Origin of the sequence: Paenarthrobacter sp. AR 02, assembly GCF_021538675.1 — a bacterium.
Taxonomy (GTDB): Bacteria; Actinomycetota; Actinomycetes; order Actinomycetales; family Micrococcaceae; genus Arthrobacter.
In genome coordinates this window covers 16,871-33,857 of the sequence record NZ_JAJUKH010000006.1, presented here as the reverse complement: position 1 = coordinate 33,857, position 16,987 = coordinate 16,871, and the positions used below count along the sequence as shown (strand labels likewise).

Annotated in this window: 16 protein-coding genes and 1 riboswitch; of the genes, 3 read left to right on the top strand and 13 right to left on the bottom strand. The window is 63.4% G+C overall.

What is annotated here, in order from left to right:
• Window positions 1-2 precede the first annotated feature (2 nt).
• A complete protein-coding gene (locus tag LRQ04_RS13045; protein WP_235520574.1) occupies window positions 3-377 on the bottom strand; it encodes a hypothetical protein in 375 nt (124 codons plus the stop codon).
• A gap of 37 nt (window positions 378-414) precedes the next feature.
• On the opposite strand from LRQ04_RS13045, the gene LRQ04_RS13040 reads away from it, so the two are divergent.
• Window positions 415-1,863, top strand: a complete 1,449-nt coding sequence (locus LRQ04_RS13040) for an MFS transporter (RefSeq protein WP_235520573.1) — start codon at window positions 415-417, stop codon at window positions 1,861-1,863.
• Between the two features lie 17 nt (window positions 1,864-1,880).
• On the opposite strand, the gene LRQ04_RS13035 is transcribed toward LRQ04_RS13040, so the two are convergent.
• The 7 genes from LRQ04_RS13035 to LRQ04_RS13005 form a co-directional block, all read right to left on the bottom strand.
• A complete protein-coding gene (locus LRQ04_RS13035) occupies window positions 1,881-2,594 on the bottom strand; it encodes a metal-dependent transcriptional regulator (RefSeq protein ID WP_235520572.1) in 714 nt (237 codons plus the stop codon).
• Between the two features lie 9 nt (window positions 2,595-2,603).
• Window positions 2,604-3,392, bottom strand: a complete 789-nt coding sequence (locus LRQ04_RS13030; protein ID WP_235520690.1) for a class I SAM-dependent methyltransferase — start codon at window positions 3,390-3,392, stop codon at window positions 2,604-2,606.
• A gap of 120 nt (window positions 3,393-3,512) precedes the next feature.
• Window positions 3,513-4,919, bottom strand: a complete 1,407-nt coding sequence (locus LRQ04_RS13025) for an aminotransferase class V-fold PLP-dependent enzyme (protein ID WP_235520571.1) — start codon at window positions 4,917-4,919, stop codon at window positions 3,513-3,515.
• A 33-nt stretch (window positions 4,920-4,952) separates the two neighbouring features.
• Window positions 4,953-5,066: riboswitch (SAM riboswitch) on the bottom strand.
• 183 nt (window positions 5,067-5,249) lie between these two features.
• Window positions 5,250-6,062 carry a histidinol-phosphatase gene (hisN, locus tag LRQ04_RS13020; protein ID WP_211711505.1) on the bottom strand — a complete coding sequence of 271 codons (813 nt, stop codon included), beginning with the start codon at window positions 6,060-6,062 and terminating at the stop codon, window positions 5,250-5,252.
• 54 nt (window positions 6,063-6,116) lie between these two features.
• A complete protein-coding gene (locus LRQ04_RS13015) occupies window positions 6,117-7,232 on the bottom strand; it encodes a ribosome small subunit-dependent GTPase A (RefSeq protein WP_235520570.1) in 1,116 nt (371 codons plus the stop codon).
• 2 nt (window positions 7,233-7,234) lie between these two features.
• Entirely contained in the window at window positions 7,235-8,605 is a 1,371-nt protein-coding gene (gene aroA / locus LRQ04_RS13010) for a 3-phosphoshikimate 1-carboxyvinyltransferase (RefSeq protein WP_235520569.1), read from the bottom strand.
• Window positions 8,606-8,611: 6 nt separating this feature from the next.
• Window positions 8,612-9,127, bottom strand: a complete 516-nt coding sequence (locus LRQ04_RS13005; RefSeq protein WP_235520568.1) for a DoxX family membrane protein — start codon at window positions 9,125-9,127, stop codon at window positions 8,612-8,614.
• A gap of 180 nt (window positions 9,128-9,307) precedes the next feature.
• On the opposite strand from LRQ04_RS13005, the gene LRQ04_RS13000 reads away from it, so the two are divergent.
• Window positions 9,308-10,111, top strand: a complete 804-nt coding sequence (locus LRQ04_RS13000) for a sigma-70 family RNA polymerase sigma factor (RefSeq protein WP_235520567.1) — start codon at window positions 9,308-9,310, stop codon at window positions 10,109-10,111.
• The gene (rsrA, locus tag LRQ04_RS12995; protein WP_235520566.1) at window positions 10,108-10,368 is read left to right on the top strand and encodes a mycothiol system anti-sigma-R factor; all 261 of its coding nucleotides are present in this window, start codon (window positions 10,108-10,110) and stop codon (window positions 10,366-10,368) included. Before LRQ04_RS13000 ends, rsrA begins: the two co-directional genes overlap by 4 nt.
• A gap of 95 nt (window positions 10,369-10,463) precedes the next feature.
• Here the strand turns inward: rsrA and LRQ04_RS20765 are convergent, their stop codons facing one another.
• The 5 genes from LRQ04_RS20765 to LRQ04_RS12975 form a co-directional block, all read right to left on the bottom strand.
• Window positions 10,464-10,538 carry a 50S ribosomal protein bL37 gene (locus tag LRQ04_RS20765; RefSeq protein WP_369299106.1) on the bottom strand — a complete coding sequence of 25 codons (75 nt, stop codon included), beginning with the start codon at window positions 10,536-10,538 and terminating at the stop codon, window positions 10,464-10,466.
• 103 nt (window positions 10,539-10,641) lie between these two features.
• The gene (locus LRQ04_RS12990) at window positions 10,642-11,256 is read right to left on the bottom strand and encodes a PadR family transcriptional regulator (protein ID WP_235520565.1); all 615 of its coding nucleotides are present in this window, start codon (window positions 11,254-11,256) and stop codon (window positions 10,642-10,644) included.
• The gene (locus LRQ04_RS12985; RefSeq protein ID WP_235520564.1) at window positions 11,256-12,104 is read right to left on the bottom strand and encodes a DUF4097 family beta strand repeat-containing protein; all 849 of its coding nucleotides are present in this window, start codon (window positions 12,102-12,104) and stop codon (window positions 11,256-11,258) included. The genes LRQ04_RS12990 and LRQ04_RS12985 overlap by 1 nt, the downstream gene beginning before the upstream one ends.
• A gap of 108 nt (window positions 12,105-12,212) precedes the next feature.
• A complete protein-coding gene (locus tag LRQ04_RS12980) occupies window positions 12,213-12,812 on the bottom strand; it encodes a GDSL-type esterase/lipase family protein (RefSeq protein WP_014922202.1) in 600 nt (199 codons plus the stop codon).
• 138 nt (window positions 12,813-12,950) lie between these two features.
• Window positions 12,951-16,745, bottom strand: a complete 3,795-nt coding sequence (locus LRQ04_RS12975; RefSeq protein ID WP_235520563.1) for a multifunctional oxoglutarate decarboxylase/oxoglutarate dehydrogenase thiamine pyrophosphate-binding subunit/dihydrolipoyllysine-residue succinyltransferase subunit — start codon at window positions 16,743-16,745, stop codon at window positions 12,951-12,953.
• Window positions 16,746-16,987: the final 242 nt, after the last annotated feature.

Below are 16,987 nucleotides of genomic sequence, written 5' to 3'. Positions count from 1 at the left end.
GGCTAGGCCTGGTTCTCCGGAACGTCCACGACGCCGACGAAGCGGCTGCCAACGCCTTCGTATTCGCTGCGGACTTCGCCGAGGAACAGCTTGGGCAGCTCGGAGTTCCGGTGCGTGCCGCAATAGACGAACGAGAAGTCCGGCCACCACTTCTTGGGCCGGACAGCCTCAGAGTAGCCGCACACAGCGCATGTGAGGTGGACCCAGACTGGGCGCTTTCCGGTGCGGTTGGCACGGGACTGCACGAGCCAGGCCGGGGGATTGTCCTGCATGTCGCGAAGCTCGGCCTCGCTAAGGCGGGACGGAATGCCGTGGCGTTGGGCCATTTCCATCGAAATATCCAGGGCCAGGGCGGCGTCACGTCTGCTAATCACCATTCAACGATACGGGACTCCTTCGGCGTAGGCTGTGCTCATGACTGACGCAGCCGCTGTGGAACCGAGCACCCCGCTCCAAAAACGCGTGCTGGTGGTGGCAATCGTGGCTTCGTTCATTGCGATCCTTGACGGTTTTGTGGTGAATCTCGCACTTCCGGCCATTGGGCGGGAACTGGGCGGTGGCCTGGTCATCCAGCAGTGGGTGGTGGATGCGTACTTGCTGACGTTGGGTGCCCTCATCCTGGTGGCCGGCTCATTGTCCGACCATTTTGGCAGGGCCAGGATCCTGGAATGGGGTCTGGCCGGGTTCGCGGTGACCTCGGTGATGTGCGGGCTTGCCTGGACCGGCGAAGTCCTTGTAGTCTCACGTGCCCTGCAGGGAATTGCCGGTGCGCTCCTGGTCCCGAGTTCGTTGGCCATGATCGTTACCTCGTTCTCCGGCCCTGCCCAGTCCAAGGCCATCGGCCAGTGGTCCGGGTGGACCAGCGCGGCTGCCATTGTGGCGCCGCTTATCGGCGGTGTCTCTGTGGATTTGCTTTCCTGGCGGGTCATTTTCTTCATCAACGTTGTCCCTGCAGCCCTGATCTGGCCTATGCTGTCGGGCTTGCGAGCAAGTGACGCCGCACGGGACAAGAGCAAGAAGATCGACTATCTCGGTGCGTTCCTGGCGATGGTCGGTCTGGGTGGTCCCGTATATGCCTTCATCGAGCAGGGCAGGATGGGCTGGGAGAGCCCGCTGGTGTGGGCGCCGCTGGTGGTTGGAGCCGTAGCTTTGGTCCTTTTCCTGGCCCACGAGGCGCGGACTGCCCAACCGATGCTGCCGCTAAGGCTCTTCGGCATCCGCAATTTTGCGTGGGGCAACGTGGCTACCTTGGCTATTTACGGCGGGATTTCGCTGGGGTTCTTCGTCCTGGGCATCTACCTTCAGCAGGTGGGCGGTATGGGTGCGACATTGGCCGGCATTGCCCTGCTTCCGGGTACCGTCATCCTGATGCTGTGTGCGTCGTATTTTGGCGGCCTTGCCGGCAAGTATGGTCCTCGTTGGTTCATGACGGCGGGTCCGTTGTTGTGCGGCGTGGGCTTCCTGATGTCATTGACGGTCCAGGAGCCCCTCAACTATTGGACGCAGGTGCTTCCCGGCCAGATTGTCTTCGGCGTGGGTTTGGCTACTCTGGTGGCTCCCCTGACAGCGGCGATACTGGGTGCAGTGCCCACGGAGGAGGCCGGTATAGGCTCGGCGGTCAATAACGCAGTGGCTCGCATTGCCGGCTTGATTACCATTGCCTTTGCCGGGGTGATCGTTGGACCGGTGTTCACGCGGCAGGGCCTCGATAATGCCTTGCTGGTCACAGCGGCCCTTTTCGTCATCGGGGGCCTGGCGTCCGCCGTCGGGATCCGGAACCCGCCGCGTGAAGCGGCTGCTTCTGCTGGAAGCGTTACTGATACGGCGTCCGACGACGGCGGTCCCGCCAGCCAGCGCAGCTAGCCGGACGTGCGGCTGCTTCAGCGCCCCGGGAGCACGCACCCGGGGTGGACTCCTGCGCTTTGGACCCACAGGGCCGATGCGACTTCGTCGGCCAGGTCAAACTCACGGCGATCCGGTCCGCTGCCGATCCTCACAACGAGTGCCCCGCCGAACGGCTTGCGCCCCATGACTTCAACAGGCGCGTCCAGCGCGATGTCCTGGGCGGCCAGGTAACGGAGGAGATCGGGGTTTTCGTCGCTGATGCGGGTGATCTTCCCGGCATGGCCTTGGTCAAGTTCGATCATTTGGTACGCGTGCGGCAAGTCCACCATTCCGTCTGCCGACGGAATGGGGTCGCCGTGCGGATCCCGGACGGGGTGCCCAAGCTTGGCTGACATGCGTTCGATGAAGGTGTCGGACACCGCATGCTCAAGCATCTCGGCTTCGTCGTGGACCTCGTCCCAGCTGTAGCCCAGTTCCTCCACGAGGTAGGTTTCGATGAGCCGGTGCCGACGCACCATGGCCAAGGCCAGCCGCATGCCTTCAGAGGTCAGTCGAATGGCGCTGTAGGGCTGGTGGTCAACCAAGCCTTGGTCTTTGAGCTTGCGGACCATTTCCGAGACGGAGGAGTTGGCCACGCCCAGCCTTTGGGCGAGCTGGGAGGACGTGATCGGCTTGTCCTGCCACTCCGTGTAGGAGTAGATGACCTTGACGTAGTCCTCGATCGAGGAGGAGGGCGTACTGGTCTTCACACACCAAGCCTACCGTGGCGGCGCACCTTGGACTTTGAGTGCACGCCACGTTTGCGTCACGTAGGGCACGGGCACTGTTTCGCCCGCAGCATGTCCAAGGTGTTCGTGGAGGTACCACTTGAGGTTATCCATGACTTTCGCACGGGTGGCCTCGCCGGCGCGGAGGTAGTAACTGCGGGACTTCGCCAACTCCATGATGTCCTCCGGAGTCAGGGGATCCTCCCATGTGGTCAGGTGGCGTTCCAGGCCTTGGAATTCCGGGCCGATAACTGGCCGGAATCCCGGCTTGTGGACATCTCCTGCGTGCATGATCCGGGACAGCCTGTGGACCCAGGGAATGGACGTGTCCAACTGGTTCCACACCAGGCCCATCGTTCCTCCGGGCCTGAGGATCCTGGCGATCTCCGTGCTGGCGGGGATGGGGTCGCACCAGTGCCATGCCTGCGCAACGCTGACGACGTCGAATGCTGAGTCCGTCAGCCCTGTTGCCTCGGCTGTTCCCACCAGTGCGTTGACCTGCGGATAGCTTTTGCGCAGTTGTTCCAGCATGTCCGGTGAAGGATCGACGGCGGCAACCTCCAGGTTCCGCTGGAGGAGAAGCGACGTGAACTTGCCGGTGCCAGCCCCGATGTCTGCCGCTGTCCGGGCCCCTTGGGGCAGGATCCATTCCAGGGAGTCCATGGGGTATCCGGGGCGCACGCGGTCATAGTGCTCCCCGCCGTCCTGGAAGCTTTGGCCCAGTTCGTGCCTGCGGGCGGCGTGGAGCTTGGGACCGCGTGGTCCTGCTGGTCCGGGAATGACCGCCGGACGACTCGCGGCTCCGGGGGACGGCGTGGACACGCGGAGCTCCTTCACAGGGTTGCCAAAAGGTACCCTACGAATTTACCGCAGCCGTGAAACCCTTTGGTGCGCGGATTCCTAGTCCACAGTGCAGGGCGCTGCGCCTGCCGTGCCCGGAGTATTGGGTGCCCATTCGGGGTAGCTGCGGTGGTCGTTCGCAGGTACCCAGCGGCCTTCGTCCACGACGTAGTCCCAGCCGAGTCCGTTGCGCTTGAGTTCCTCGATGCCTGCCAGCAACCTGGTAGCGTCCTCCAACCGGGAGCCGACGCCGAAGCTTGCCCGCAGCGAACCTGACGGGAGTCCCAGGCGCTTGAGCAGCGGGTGGGCGCAGAACCGGCCATCCCGAAGGCCGACACCGTGTTCCGCCGCGAGGTAGGCGGCGACCAAACCGGCGTCGAAGCCTTCCACGGAGAAGTTGACCACACCGATGGTGTCTACGGAATCGCTGAAGATCTTGTGGACAGAGACGCCCTCAATCGCTTCCAGGCCTTCAACAAGGTAGGAACGGATGGCCGCTTCATGGGCATGCCATTCCTGCTCATCCAGGCTGGCCAGTACCTGGGTGGCGCGGGCCAGGGTTGCCGCTCCCAGGACGTTGGGAGAACCGCCCTCATGGCGGGCCGGGCCGGTAGCCCAGCTGACCGAATCCAACCGGGCTTCACGGACGGCTCCGCCGCCAGCCAGGTGGGGGACGCCGGCGTCGAGCCAGTCAGGGCGCCCCACCACCACTCCAGCGCCGAACGGAGCGTAGAGCTTGTGGCCGGAGAAGACCAGGTAGTCGATGTCCGCTTCTGCGATGTTGATGCGGCGGTGGGGTGCAAGTTGGGCGGCGTCCACCACGATCCGTGCGCCGAACCCGTGGGCAAGGGCAGCCAGTTCGGCGATGGGGAGGATTTCACCGGTGACGTTGGAAGCGCCGGTGACAGCCAGCAGGCTCACGCCGCCTTGGGCGAGCTCATCGCGGAGTTTGTCCAACGTGGCGGCCAGGGTTGGTGCTGCAACGACGCTTCGGTGGGGCACACCCTGCCAAGGCAGCAGGTTGGCGTGGTGTTCGATGTCCAGGTAAAGAACCTCGCCAACGACCTGGCCATCAACCACGGGGAGGCATCCGGCCAGCAGGTTCAGGGAGTCCGTGGTGTTGCGGGTGAAAATCACCGAGTCGTCAGCCCGGCCGCCCACGAATTCACGCACAATGTTCCGCGAATTTTCGTAGACGGAGGTGCTGATCTGCGAAGCAAAACCTGCACCGCGGTGAACGCTGGCGTAGTAAGGCAAAACCTCGTTGAGGTGCGCCGAGACGATGGTCAGGGCAGGTGCCGATGCGCCGTAGTCGAGGTTGGCATAACGGACATGGCCGCCCTGGATCAGGGGTGCCTGCAACTCCGCGCCTGTGACAGCGGCCAGTGGACGTGCTGCAGCAACCGGCACCGCGCTTGCCTCAGCAAACGACGGAATGGTGTTGGCGTTGAACGTAACGGTGCTCATGGGACCTCACTTAAGAGGGACCCCCGCATGGGGGATCCGCGCTTGCCGTATCCGTTCCGGACCGGCCGGGTCGTCACCCGGGGCACCCCACCGCGAATGGAGGGTTGCCGGCCAGCAAACCGGGGTTTAGCGCTGGCACTCGTGACCTGTAAAAAAGGTTAGGGCATACCCTCCAGCCCCTCCAAAGCCGGTGAACATTGTTAAGCGCATTGTTACGTGGAACGAAAAAGTGGTCATTGGGCGAAGATAAAACGGCGGACGGCCTCAAAAGGGGCCATCCGCCGTCGAAAATTTCGTGGTGGTTCGATATGGGCCTTGCCGCAACCGGAGCTAGAGGAGGTCGTCCAGCCCGGGGTTGAGGCGCTTGAGGACCTCCGAATGCAGTATCGAGTTGGTGGCCAACGCGTTACCGCCGAACGGTCCGTCTTCGCCTTCCAGGGACGTGAAGCGTCCGCCGGCTTCGGTGACGATGGGTACCAGGGCGGCCATGTCGTAGAGATTCAGCTCAGGTTCGCAGGCGATATCCACGGCGCCTTCGGCGACCAGGCAATAGGACCAGAAATCCCCGTAGGCGCGAGTACGCCAGATGTCCTCTGTGAGTCCCATGAATTCGTCGAGGTTGCCGCGTTCTTTCCAGCCGGAAAGGCTCGAGTACGACATCGACGCGTCCGCCAACCGGGAGACGTTGGAAACCTTCAGGCGTGTGGCGGAGGCGAGCGAACGGCCCATGTAAGCACCCATGTCCTTGGCTGCCCACCACCGCTTGCCCAGAGCCGGGGCGCTCACTACGCCAACAACCGGTTCGCCTTCATCGACCAGCGCAATCAACGTTGCCCATACCGGAACACCGCGAACGAAGTTCTTGGTGCCATCGATGGGATCGATGATCCAACGACGCGAGCCGTGTCCGCTGCTGCCGAATTCCTCGCCAAGAACGGCGTCGCGGGGGCGGGAACGGGACAGCTGGCCGCGAATCGCTTCCTCCGCGGCCTTGTCCGCATCTGTGACGGGTGTGAGGTCCGGCTTGGTTTCGATCTGCAGGTCCAGTGCCTTGAAGCGATCCATGGTCTGGGCATCTACTGAGTCTGCGAGGACGTGGGCGAGACGCAAGTCATCGTTGTAGGTGGAAACGGGATGGGTCATGCCACCAAACTATCCTGAATCAATGGCCGCAGTGGGGACGTGAAGCCGCCACGATCAGTTGACCGTGCCCAATTCCTTGGCCTCTTTCGCTTCGAGCCGGGGATCGGCCCCAAGCAAGCGACGCAGCGAGGCAAGGCGGGCGACGCCTGAGGGTCCGGCATGGCCTTCGTTGACCCACGCATCCAGTCCGCAATTGATGGCGGTTGCGTCGTGTTTGCAGCCGCGTTCGCAGCCATCCGTGCCGGGCTCCAAGTCGGGGAAGGAGCGCAGAATCCGGTCCGGGTCCACATGGGCCAAACCGAAGGAGCGGATGCCGGGAGTATCGATGATCCAGCTTCCCGTGGGGGCGTCATCGAGTTTAAGGGCCAGGGCCGACGAGGAGGTGTGCCTGCCGCGGCCCGTCACGGCGTTCACGCCGCCAGTGGCGCGTTCGGCACCCGTCAGGGCGTTGACCATGGTGGACTTGCCCACACCGGAATGGCCGAGCATGACAGTTACTTTTCCGCCGAGGTGGGAGCGGAGCTGCGCGACGGCATCCCGGTCCAGGCGGGCAGACAGGCCGTCGTCGGAACGCGCGTCAATGCCGCCGGCCCCTGAATCGGCGGTCCGGCTGATGATTACGGGGAAGTCCAGGCTGAGGTAGTTCGCCAGCAGTTCCGCCGGGTCCTTGACGTCCGCCTTGGTGATGAGCAGCAGCGGCTCGATGCCGGCGTCATACGCGGCCACCAGGGCACGGTCGATGAATCCGGTCCGGGGCTCGGGGTTCGCGGCCGCCACCACCACCACGAGTTGATCGGCATTGGCCACGACCACACGTTCGATCGGATCGGTGTCGTCGGCACTGCGGCGCAGGAGCGTCCTGCGCTCCTCCACCCGGACCAGGCGGGCGAGGGTATCCGGGTCTCCGGAGACATCTCCGACCAGGGCGACGAAGTCACCCGGGACCACGGGGTTACGCCGCAGTTCACGGGCCCGCGCTGCGATGACCAGGCGCTCGTTGTCGGTGTCTTCCCCGACAATTGCCCGGTACCGTCCCCGGTCTACTGTGATGATGCGCCCAATGACGGCGTCATCGTGGCTTGGGCGGTCCTTGGTCCTGGGGCGTGACCCTTTTTTGTTGGGACGGATACGGACATCGGACTCGTCCCAGGAGCGTGCGTCACGGGCCATGGTCAGTTGCCGGCCTCTTCCGCGCCGGCAGTCCCGAGCATTCGAACCCACATGTCCGGGAACTCCGGCATGGTCTTCGACGTCGTGGCGATGTCTTCGACCCTGACGCCTTCGACGGCGAGCCCAAGGATGGCACCCGCTGTGGCCATGCGGTGGTCCGCGTAGCTGTGCACCACGCCGGCGTGCAGGGCTGCCGGCCGGATGACCAGGCCGTCAGCCGTTTCCTCAGCGTCACCACCCAGCCTGTTGATCTCGGCCACCAGGGCCGCGAGACGGTCAGTCTCGTGGCCACGCAGGTGGGCAATGCCCGTGAGGCGCGAAGGCCCGGCTGCCAGTGCGCAGAGAGCGGCAACGGTGGGTGCGAGTTCGCTGGTTTCGTCGAAGTCCGCGCCCTTGATCTGCTGCCCGCCGGTGACGGTCAGTGTCCCGTCCTGAAGAGTGACTTCCGCTCCCATCGTGGCGAGGATACTCCGCCACATGTCGCCCACCTGGGTGGTGCCGGAGGGCCAATTGGGAATGCGGACGGTTCCCTTGGTAGCCAGCGCAGCTGCCAGGAAGGGGCCGGCGTTGGAGAGGTCCTGCTCAATCCGTTGGTCAAAGGCGCTGATGGGACCGGGGGATACCCGCCAGTGGTTCGGCACCGAATCGTCCACCGAGACCCCGACGCTGCGAAGGGTCGCCACCGTCATCGAGATGTGGTCAAGGCTCGGAACGGGCTTGCCCACGTGCTCCAGGTGCAGGCCCTCGGTGAAACGCGCACCCACCAGCAGCAAGGCAGATACGAACTGCGACGAAGCGCTGGCATCGATCACCAGGTGCCCCCCGCGCACCTCCCCGGTGCCTTCCACCGTGAACGGAAGGGCCGACGGCGTCCTGCCGCCTTCAGCGGCGACAGGAACCCCCAGGGCAACCAAGGCCTCGATGATGGTGCCCATGGGTCGGTTGCGAGCATGCGGATCGCCGTCGAACACGGTAGCCCCGCGGCGCAACGCCGCGAGCGGCGGAACAAAACGCATCACAGTTCCAGCCAGCCCGCAATCGATGGCGGTTTCTGCGCTTGTAGCCCGGGGATCCAGCGGCGTGATCAGGAGGTCGGGTCCGTAGTCGCCGTCGCCGGGTTCTTCAGTGACTGTGGCACCAAGCTGCCGAAGGGCCTGGATCATGAGGGCGGAGTCGCGGGAATGCAGGGGGGCCCGCAGGCGTGACGGCCCATCCGCCAAAGCTGCAAGCACCAGGTACCGGTTGGTCAGCGACTTCGAACCCGGGACCGTCACCGTCGCATCCACAGGGCCTCGGGCGTATGGGGCGGACCATAGCGGAAGCGCGGTTTCGGTAGCTGCTGGGTCGGTGTTGGCGGGGGTGGTGCCTGTCATGCTTCCTTATGCTCCAACTGCGTTGTCTACGGCCTTGCGAACTGCTTTGTCGGCGCGCTTGATCTGCTTGCCGGTGACCTTCCTGGCGTCGGCCGCGAGGTGCTCGGCCCGCCATGCGATGCTTGGCCGGCCCGCGGTGTCAACGGAAGCAAGCAGGACGCCTCCTGTGAGGGAAATGTTCTTGAGGAGCCGGGCCTTGCGGGCAATCCGGCCTTCCTTGGTGCTGATGTCTGCTGAGCGCCACTCGACGTAGGAGTTAAGGGCCGAGGTCACAACCAGCACGGTTGCGGCGAAACGGGAAAGCTTGCCCAGGCCGAGCAATGTCCCGGCGCCCAGCTGGGCACCGCCGATAACACGGGCAAGGGTTTTCTCGTCTGCCTTGAAGGGCAGGGACTCCGATGCGCGGCGCAGTACAGGCGAGAGTTGCTTCGCGGTGTCGTCCGCGTTCCGTAGCTTTTCCAGACCTGCGACGACGAAGCTGGACGCGAGCATGGGACGCGCGAGAAAACGGATAACAGACATGTCTTGCCTCCTGGATGGCTTGCCACACTATTGGATGAGTGTTGTGTTCACGGGGTGCAGTCTGCTCTAGTCTTGCACCTTTGCGGAATATTTACCCAGCGGCGGCCGTTGTGAACAACAGGTGCGGTGGAGACCGGACCGCGGCATGGTGTTGCCGCTTCGCTGAACGGAGTTGGTTTTTTGACTTTGGTTAAGGACCGGGCGGTCCTGTCAGAGCCGGGGTACGGTTCACAGCTGGTTTCACCCAAGCTGACAGTAGACTTGGCAACGATGAGCACCATTGAACCGGCCGCAGCGGCCATGTATGAAGCAGCCGAATCGTCCGCAGAGGGCACTGCGGAGGCGACGGCCGCCGTCGACGTCTCCTCTGAGACGTCCGAGCAGCGGCGTGCCCGATTCGAGCGCGACGCCATGCAGTATGTGGACCAGCTGTACTCGGCAGCGATGAGGATGGCGCGGAACCCTTCGGACGCGGAAGACCTGGTCCAGGAGGCCTACACCAAGGCCTTTTCCGCCTTCCACCAATACAAGCCCGGAACCAACCTCAAGGCATGGTTGTACCGCATCCTGACCAACACCTACATCAATCTCTACCGAAAGCGGCAGCGGGAACCCCTGCAGTCCAATTCGGACACGATTGAGGATTGGCAGTTGGCCAAGGCAGAGTCCCACACCTCCGCAGGGCTGCGGTCCGCGGAAGCCGAGGCGTTGGACCATCTGCCGGACTCCGACGTCAAGAACGCGTTGCAAGCCATCCCGGAGGAGTTCCGGTTGGCGGTCTACTTCGCGGACGTCGAGGGATATGCGTACAAGCAGATCTCAGAAATTATGAACACTCCCATCGGCACGGTGATGTCGCGGTTGCACCGCGGCAGGAAAATGCTGCGGGACATGCTGGCGGACTATGCCGCCGAACGGGGCTTCAGGGCCCATACCGAAGATCAGGCCGCGGCCGGAAGCAACAATCAGGAGAAAGAGAAATGAGCGACTGCCAGGGATTGGGCGATTGCGACGATACACGTATGCAACGGATTTATGAGTATCTCGACGGTGCGTTGACCCGTGATGACCTCAGTGAAATCAAGCAGCACCTGGATACGTGCGGGGAATGCGCTGAGCAGTATGACCTCGAGTGCCTCATCCGCACCATGGTCAAGCGTTCGTGTACTGAGTCAGCACCGGAGAACCTCAAGAATTCCATTCTTGACAGGATCCACTCCATCAAGCCCGTGGACGCCTGATCCGTCCCGGCAAAAGGTATTAAGCGTCGAGGGCCCCGGAAACCGAATGGTTTCCGGGGCCCTCGCTTTTAGGCATGTGACACTAAGCCGCTGGCTTAGGTGTTGGGACGCTTGCCGTGGTTCGCGCCGCCACGCTTACGGTCACGACGCTTACGTGCACGCTTGCTCATAGCTGGCCTCCTTCAAGGATTGATACTCAATAAAGCTGCCCTCCAGTTTCGCACACCCGGGTGCCGGGCCGCGAACCGGCGGGACCGGGAAGGGAAAAGGCGCTCAGTTTCGCAGCGAATTACGGATCGAAATACGTGCTTGGTCCAGCACGGCACGGACAGTTTCCAGGGCCACAGGCGTCAAGGGATGCGAAGCGCCGTGCTGGCGCAATTCAACCCGGATGTCATCCCTGAACGACTGGACCATCAGCTCAGCTTCCTTCAGGATCCGCTGGCTCTCCGGTGTGTGGCCGCCGGTGTGGCTTCTGGACGGGGCCGACGAAGCGCTGCTGCGTGCGGCCTCCGCGGTTGCCGCGAGGTCCGCCCGCAGGCCGCGCATGTTGGTCCTGATGTCCTCCCGCAGGTTGTCGGCCAGCCGCCTGACCGAGGCAGAGATGGTGTCTTCTACATCGGCCAGTTCCGCTCGCCGGCCGTCCAGCTCGGCGCGGCCCGCGTCGGTGATGAAGTACTTGGTGCGCCTGCCCTCGGTTTCGGTGGCAACAAGTCCTTCTTCTTCCAGCTTGCCCAGGCGGGGGTAGATGGTGCCGCCGCTGGGGGAGTAGGTACCGCCAAAACGGTCACCCAGGGCCTTGATCAGCTCATAGCCGTGTTTCGGGCCTGCCTCGAGTAAGGCAAGCAGGTAGAGGCGCAGTGCCCCGTGGGCGAAGACCGGGGGCATCAGAGGCCTGCTTCCCCGCCGGCGGGGTGCTCGTGGTCCGTTGTGGGCGCTGAGGCATGCATGATGTACGTCTTGCCGGACACCGTGTTGGTGCGGACCAGCATCAGCCGCTCGTCTGGTCCTACGATGGTGTGCACGTTGTTTCCGGGCTGGGCGTAGATCTGATCGTCGATCACCACCGATCCGCTGGCGGACTTTGCAACGATGTCCAAGCCGACGTCATGGGGCAGCCGGATGGTCAGGTCGCCGGACACGGAGTTGGCCCCGAGGTCGTTCGTGTAGTCCAGGAGGTCGAAGCTGAGGTCGCCGCTGACAGTGTTCGCCCGGACGTTCTTGAACGTGCCGGACGCAGTAACTTCGCCGGAGACGCTTTTGGCGGTCAGGACGCCGTCGTGGTTTCTGGCGATGACCTCGCCGCTGACCGTGTTGACATGAAGTTCGCCGCTGGTTCCGTCCGCCATGACTGAGCCGGAGACGGTGTTCAGCCGGGTGCGGGCGTCGGTGCCGGACACCATGCCGTCCCCGCTCACCGTTCCGGCTTCGACATCGACGCCGTGGGGGAGGGCGATTCCCACTACCACGGAGTTGGTGCTGGTGTTGTTGACCGTGCCCATCAGGTTCCGGAACCAGCCTTGCGGACCCTGTAGCTGATGCCGGACTTCCAAGCGGCCATCCACCAAGGTGACGGTCAGCGGGTCGCCCGTGATTTCGCTGATTTCGATCCGGACAAAGTCCTCGTCGTGGGACACCACGTCGAAGCGGCCCTTGACGATTCCCAGCTTCAGCGAGCGGACGTGGTCCACTTCGATGGTTTGCGGACCGGTGACGGTCCATAGCTCCTCTGACATGTCCCCTCCAGATTGCGATATATCGCGTTGAATAATTTCACGATATATCGCGATTTGGAGGGGCGCAATGGTTAGCCTGATCAGAGGGCCGGCAAGGCTGCCTCGCAACTACTCGGGCTGTGCGATGTTCAACCACTGGAACCAGCCGCGGTGCAGGACGAGCCACGCGATCAAGCCGTAGCCGGCCTGCCCGGGGGTTCCTCCATTGGCGGCCAGGTCAGTCCTCCACTGCTCGTGGTTGAGCAAGGGCGAAAACGTGTCCACGTAGTGGTGGTTCCGCCGGGTGGTGACATCGGCAAACGCTGTGTTGAGTTCGGCGAGCCGCTTGTTCCGTGCTGGGTCAAGTGTAGGCGGCGGGCCGACCACAAATACCTCAACGCTGCTGTGCGAGGCGCCGTCCAGGATGTTGGCAAGGTTCAACCTGCTCCGTGCCGTGGACAAGCCGAACTCCAGGTCGCGCCCCGACAGGCCGATGACCAGGCGGTTCTCGTGCGTGTCGCTGAAACGCCTGCCCGCTTCATCCTGCCAACGGGCGGCCAGCCCCTCAGTACCCTCCATGGGACAGGGCAGCGGGAAACTCTCCACTACGACGGAGTCCTGGGGTGTACGGGCCAGCACTCGTCCGAGCCAACCCAATGCGCGGGGATCCCCCAGGCCCGCCAGCAGTTCATCTCCTACAGCTGCGATGCGCAGCTTCCTGTCTTCCACGGTTACCTCTTCACACTCGTTACGGTCCTTGCACGGTCCAGGCTCAACAGCCGGTTCGGGAACCGGTACCTGTCCCATTAAACAGAACTGCCCGGCCTGAGGCGCGCTTATCGCTCCTCGGGCCGGGCAGTTTCGGTTTTACTTGCGTTCGAACGCCTGCTTGATCAGGGCATCCTGCTCAGCAGCGTGGCGCTTCATGGAACCTGCAGCCGTGGACGCAGAGGCCGGACGCGACACCAGGCGGAGCTTACGATCGAGCTCCGGTGCCAGGTTCAAGCCCATGAACGGCCAAGGACCCTGGTTGGCAGGTTCGTCCTGCGCCCAGACGACGTCAGCGTTCGGGTACTTGGCGAGCTCCGCTTCAATCTCCGCCTTGGGCAGCGGGTACAGCTGCTCAACGCGAATGATCGCTGTTGAGGTATCGCCGGACTTCTGCCGGTTGGACAGGAGGTCGTAGTACAAACGGCCCGAGACCAGGATGACGCGGTCAACGTTCGATGGCTGCATCTCGGGATCGCTGATGACCGGCCTGAAGCCGCCGTTCGTGAAGTCCTCGACGGCGGAAGCGGCGCCCTTGAGGCGCAGGAGCTGCTTGGGCGTGAAGATGATCAACGGCTTGCGCGGACGGCTGTAAGCCTGGCGGCGGAGCAGGTGGAAGTGCGAAGCGGCCGTGGTGGGGTTCGCCACGATCATGTTGTCCTCGGCGCACATCTGCAGGAAGCGCTCAATACGTGCCGAGGAGTGGTCCGGACCCTGGCCTTCGTAGCCGTGCGGCAGCATGAGTACCAATGAGGAACGCTGGCCCCACTTCTGCTCAGCCGAGGAGATGAATTCGTCAATGATGGTCTGCGCACCGTTGACGAAGTCACCGAACTGGGCTTCCCACAGGACCAGGGCGTCGGGACGCTCTACCGAGTAGCCGTATTCAAAGCCCATTGCGGCGTATTCGGACAACAGGGAATCGTAGATCCACAGCTTGGCCTGGTCGTCCGAAAGGTTACCCAGCGGGAGCCACTCGTTGCCATTGGCGCGGTCATGGAAGACGGCGTGGCGCTGGACGAACGTACCGCGGCGGGAGTCCTGGCCTGCCAAACGAACGGGCACGCCCTCCATGATCAATGAGCCGAAAGCTGCGATCTCGCCGAAGCCCCAGTCGATGCCGCCTTCACGGGACATCTGCTCACGCTTCTCCAGCAGCTGCTTGAGCTTGGAGTGGACGGTGAAGCCTTCCGGAATTTCCAGGTGGGCCTTGCCGATGCGGGCAAGGGTCTCAGCGGAAATTGCCGTGGATGCAGGGGAGTTGGTCCCGAAATCGGCCTGCTGTGCGATCGGGCGCTCGATGTCCGAGACAGCTGCGGAGTCCGCAGTGATGATCGGAATCGGCGACGTCTGGGCAGCGTGGGTTTCAGCGAAGACGCGCTCAAGGCGTTCCTGGTAGTCGCGGAGCAGTTGCTCTGCTTCTTCCTCGGTGATGTCGCCACGGCCGATCAGCGACTCGGTGTACAGCTTGCGGACGGAGCGCTTGGCTTCGATCAGGTTGTACATGAGCGGCTGGGTCATCGAGGGGTCGTCGCCCTCGTTGTGGCCGCGACGGCGGTAGCACACCATGTCGATAACGACATCCTTGTGGAAACGCTGACGGAACTCGTAGGCGAGCTGCGCCACGCGGACCACGGCCTCGGGATCGTCGCCGTTCACGTGGAAGACCGGAGCCTGGATCATCTTGGCGACATCCGTGGAGTACGTGGACGAACGCGACGAGGACGGGGCCGTGGTGAAGCCAACCTGGTTGTTGACGATCACGTGGATGGTGCCACCGGTGCGGTAGCCGCGCAGCTGCGAGAGGTTGAGGGTTTCAGCCACAACCCCCTGACCCGCGAAAGCTGCGTCACCGTGGACCATGATGGGCAGGACAGGGAAGGACTCACCCTGGTCCAGGCGGTCCTGCTTGGCGCGGACGATGCCTTCGAGGACGGAGTCCACTGCCTCGAGGTGCGACGGGTTCGCGGCGAGGTAGACCTTGGTCTGCTTGCCGTTGTCCGAGGTGAAGGTGCCTTCGGTGCCGAGGTGGTACTTGACGTCACCGGAGCCCTGAACCGAGCGCGGGTCCTGGGTCCCTTCGAATTCGCGGAAGACCTGGGCGTAGGTCTTGCCTGCGATGTTGGTAAGCACGTTGAGGCGGCCACGGTGGGCCATGCCGATGGCAACCTCATCCAGGCCGTCGTCGGCTGCATCTGAGATGACGGCGTCGAGCAGCGGAATCAGCGACTCGCCACCCTCCAGGGAGAAGCGCTTCTGGCCGACGAACTTGGTCTGCAGGAACGTCTCGAAAGCCTCTGCCGCGTTGAGCTTGGAGACAATGCGGAGCTGCTCTTCACGGCTCGGCTTGGAGTACGGGTGCTCGAGCTGGTCCTGGAACCACTTGCGTTCTGCAGGTTCCTGGATGTGCATGTACTCGATACCGGTGGTGCGGCAGTACGCATCGCGCAGCACGCCAAGGATGTCACGGAACTTCAGCATCGGCTTGCCGCCAAAACCACCCGTGGGCCATTCACGGTCAAGGTCCCACAGCGTCAGGCCGTAGGTCAGGACATCGAGGTCCGGGTGCTTGCGCTGGACGTACTCCAGGGGGTCGGTGTCGGCCATGAGGTGGCCGCGCACGCGGTAGGAGTGGATCAGCTGCTGGATGCGGGCGACCTTGTTGATCTCGTCGGCCGGATCAACCTGCAGGTCCGGGCTCCAGCGCACGGGCTCGTACGGGATGCGCAGGGCTTCGAAGATCTCGTCGTAGAAGTTCTGCGCGCCGAGGAGGAGCTGGTGGACCAGCTTGAGGAACTCGCCACTGCCTGCGCCCTGGATCACGCGGTGATCGTAGGTGGAGGTCAGCGTCAGGATCTTGCTGATGGCGTTCTGGGCGATGATCTTCTCGCTGGCACCCTGGAACTCCGCCGGGTAGTCGAGGGCACCGACGCCGATGATGGCGGCCTGGCCCTTGGAAAGGCGCGGCACGGAGTGGACAGTGCCGATGCCGCCGGGGTTGGTCAGCGAAACCGTGGTGCCTGCGTGGTCATCGGCCGTGAGCTTGCCATTGCGGGCGCGCTTGATCAGGTCCTCGTAGGTGTGCCAGAACTCAGCGAAGTCCATGGTCTCGGCCTTCTTGATGTTCGGAACCATCAGGAGGCGCGTGCCATCGGGCTTGGGCATGTCAATGGCAATGCCGAAGTTGACGTGCGCGGGCTGCACGGCGCTCGGCTTGCCGTCGATCTCGTCGTAGTAGACGTTCATCGAGGGGAACTGGGAAAGCGCACGGACAACGGCGTACCCGATGAGGTGCGTGAAGGACACCTTGCCGCCACGTGCGCGGGCAAGGTTGGAGTTGATCACCACGCGGTTGTCGATCAGCAGCTTGGCGGGAACTGCCCGGACGCTGGTGGCTGTGGGTACTTCCAGGCTGGTGACCATGTTGGTGGCGATGGCCTTGGCCGGGCCACGCAGGACGGAGACGACGTCTTCTTCCGGCGCGGTGGGTGCCTTGGTGTTCTTGGGCAGCTGGGCCGGAATGGGCTGCGTTGCGTTGCCGCCGGCGGGCTTCTTTGCTCCGTCCCGGGCAATCGTGGCCGGTTCTTTCTTGGCCGGAGCCGGTGCTGCAGGGGCAGTCTCCGTGGCAGCTGCGGGAGCGGCCGGCGCCGGTGCCGGGGCCGCTGCGGCCGGAGCCACTACGGGAAGTACTTGGGTTGGGGGATTGGCAGCTGCTGGAGCTGCGGAGGTTCCGTTGGAAGAAGTGCCGTCAGCGGAGGCAAAGGATTCGAAGAGCGGCCACCACTTGGCGTCGACCGAATTCTTGTCCTGTTGGTACCGCTCGTACAGTTCGTCAACGAGCCACTCGTTTCCGCCAAATTCCTCTGGTAGACGGTGGCTGGGCTGCTCTGGCACTTGAAATACGCCTCTTCCATGAGTGTTGTTTTCCCGCTGGCCAAGGTTGCTTTTCCGCAACGATGGGACAGGGTCCGGGTCCCGCGAACTCAGACCCCTGACAGTCTAGTTAGGATCGTTGGTTAACTGCCAATAGTGGTGACCTAAATCATGTTGGAGCTGACTTAGTGGACCAAGGCGTCCATTAATGTGCGGTAACCCGAGTGTGGGTGCGCTGCCGGCGGACTGTAGACTGAAAGTCT

Bases quoted from the DNA above. Each gene is read 5' to 3' on its own strand.
- LRQ04_RS13025 (WP_235520571.1), bottom strand. From the start codon at position 4,919: ATGAGCACCGTTACGTTCAACGCCAACACCATTCCGTCGTTTGCTGAG.
- LRQ04_RS13015 (WP_235520570.1), bottom strand. From the start codon at position 7,232: ATGGCCCGTGACGCACGCTCCTGGGACGAGTCCGATGTCCGTATCCGT.
- LRQ04_RS12985 (WP_235520564.1), bottom strand. From the start codon at position 12,104: ATGTCAGAGGAGCTATGGACCGTCACCGGTCCGCAAACCATCGAAGTG.
- LRQ04_RS13040 (WP_235520573.1), top strand. From the start codon at position 415: ATGACTGACGCAGCCGCTGTGGAACCGAGCACCCCGCTCCAAAAACGC.
- LRQ04_RS12990 (WP_235520565.1), bottom strand. From the start codon at position 11,256: ATGCCCCCGGTCTTCGCCCACGGGGCACTGCGCCTCTACCTGCTTGCC.
- LRQ04_RS13045 (WP_235520574.1), bottom strand. From the start codon at position 377: ATGGTGATTAGCAGACGTGACGCCGCCCTGGCCCTGGATATTTCGATG.
- hisN (WP_211711505.1), bottom strand. From the start codon at position 6,062: ATGACCCATCCCGTTTCCACCTACAACGATGACTTGCGTCTCGCCCAC.
- LRQ04_RS13005 (WP_235520568.1), bottom strand. From the start codon at position 9,127: ATGTCTGTTATCCGTTTTCTCGCGCGTCCCATGCTCGCGTCCAGCTTC.
- aroA (WP_235520569.1), bottom strand. From the start codon at position 8,605: ATGACAGGCACCACCCCCGCCAACACCGACCCAGCAGCTACCGAAACC.
- rsrA (WP_235520566.1), top strand. From the start codon at position 10,108: ATGAGCGACTGCCAGGGATTGGGCGATTGCGACGATACACGTATGCAA.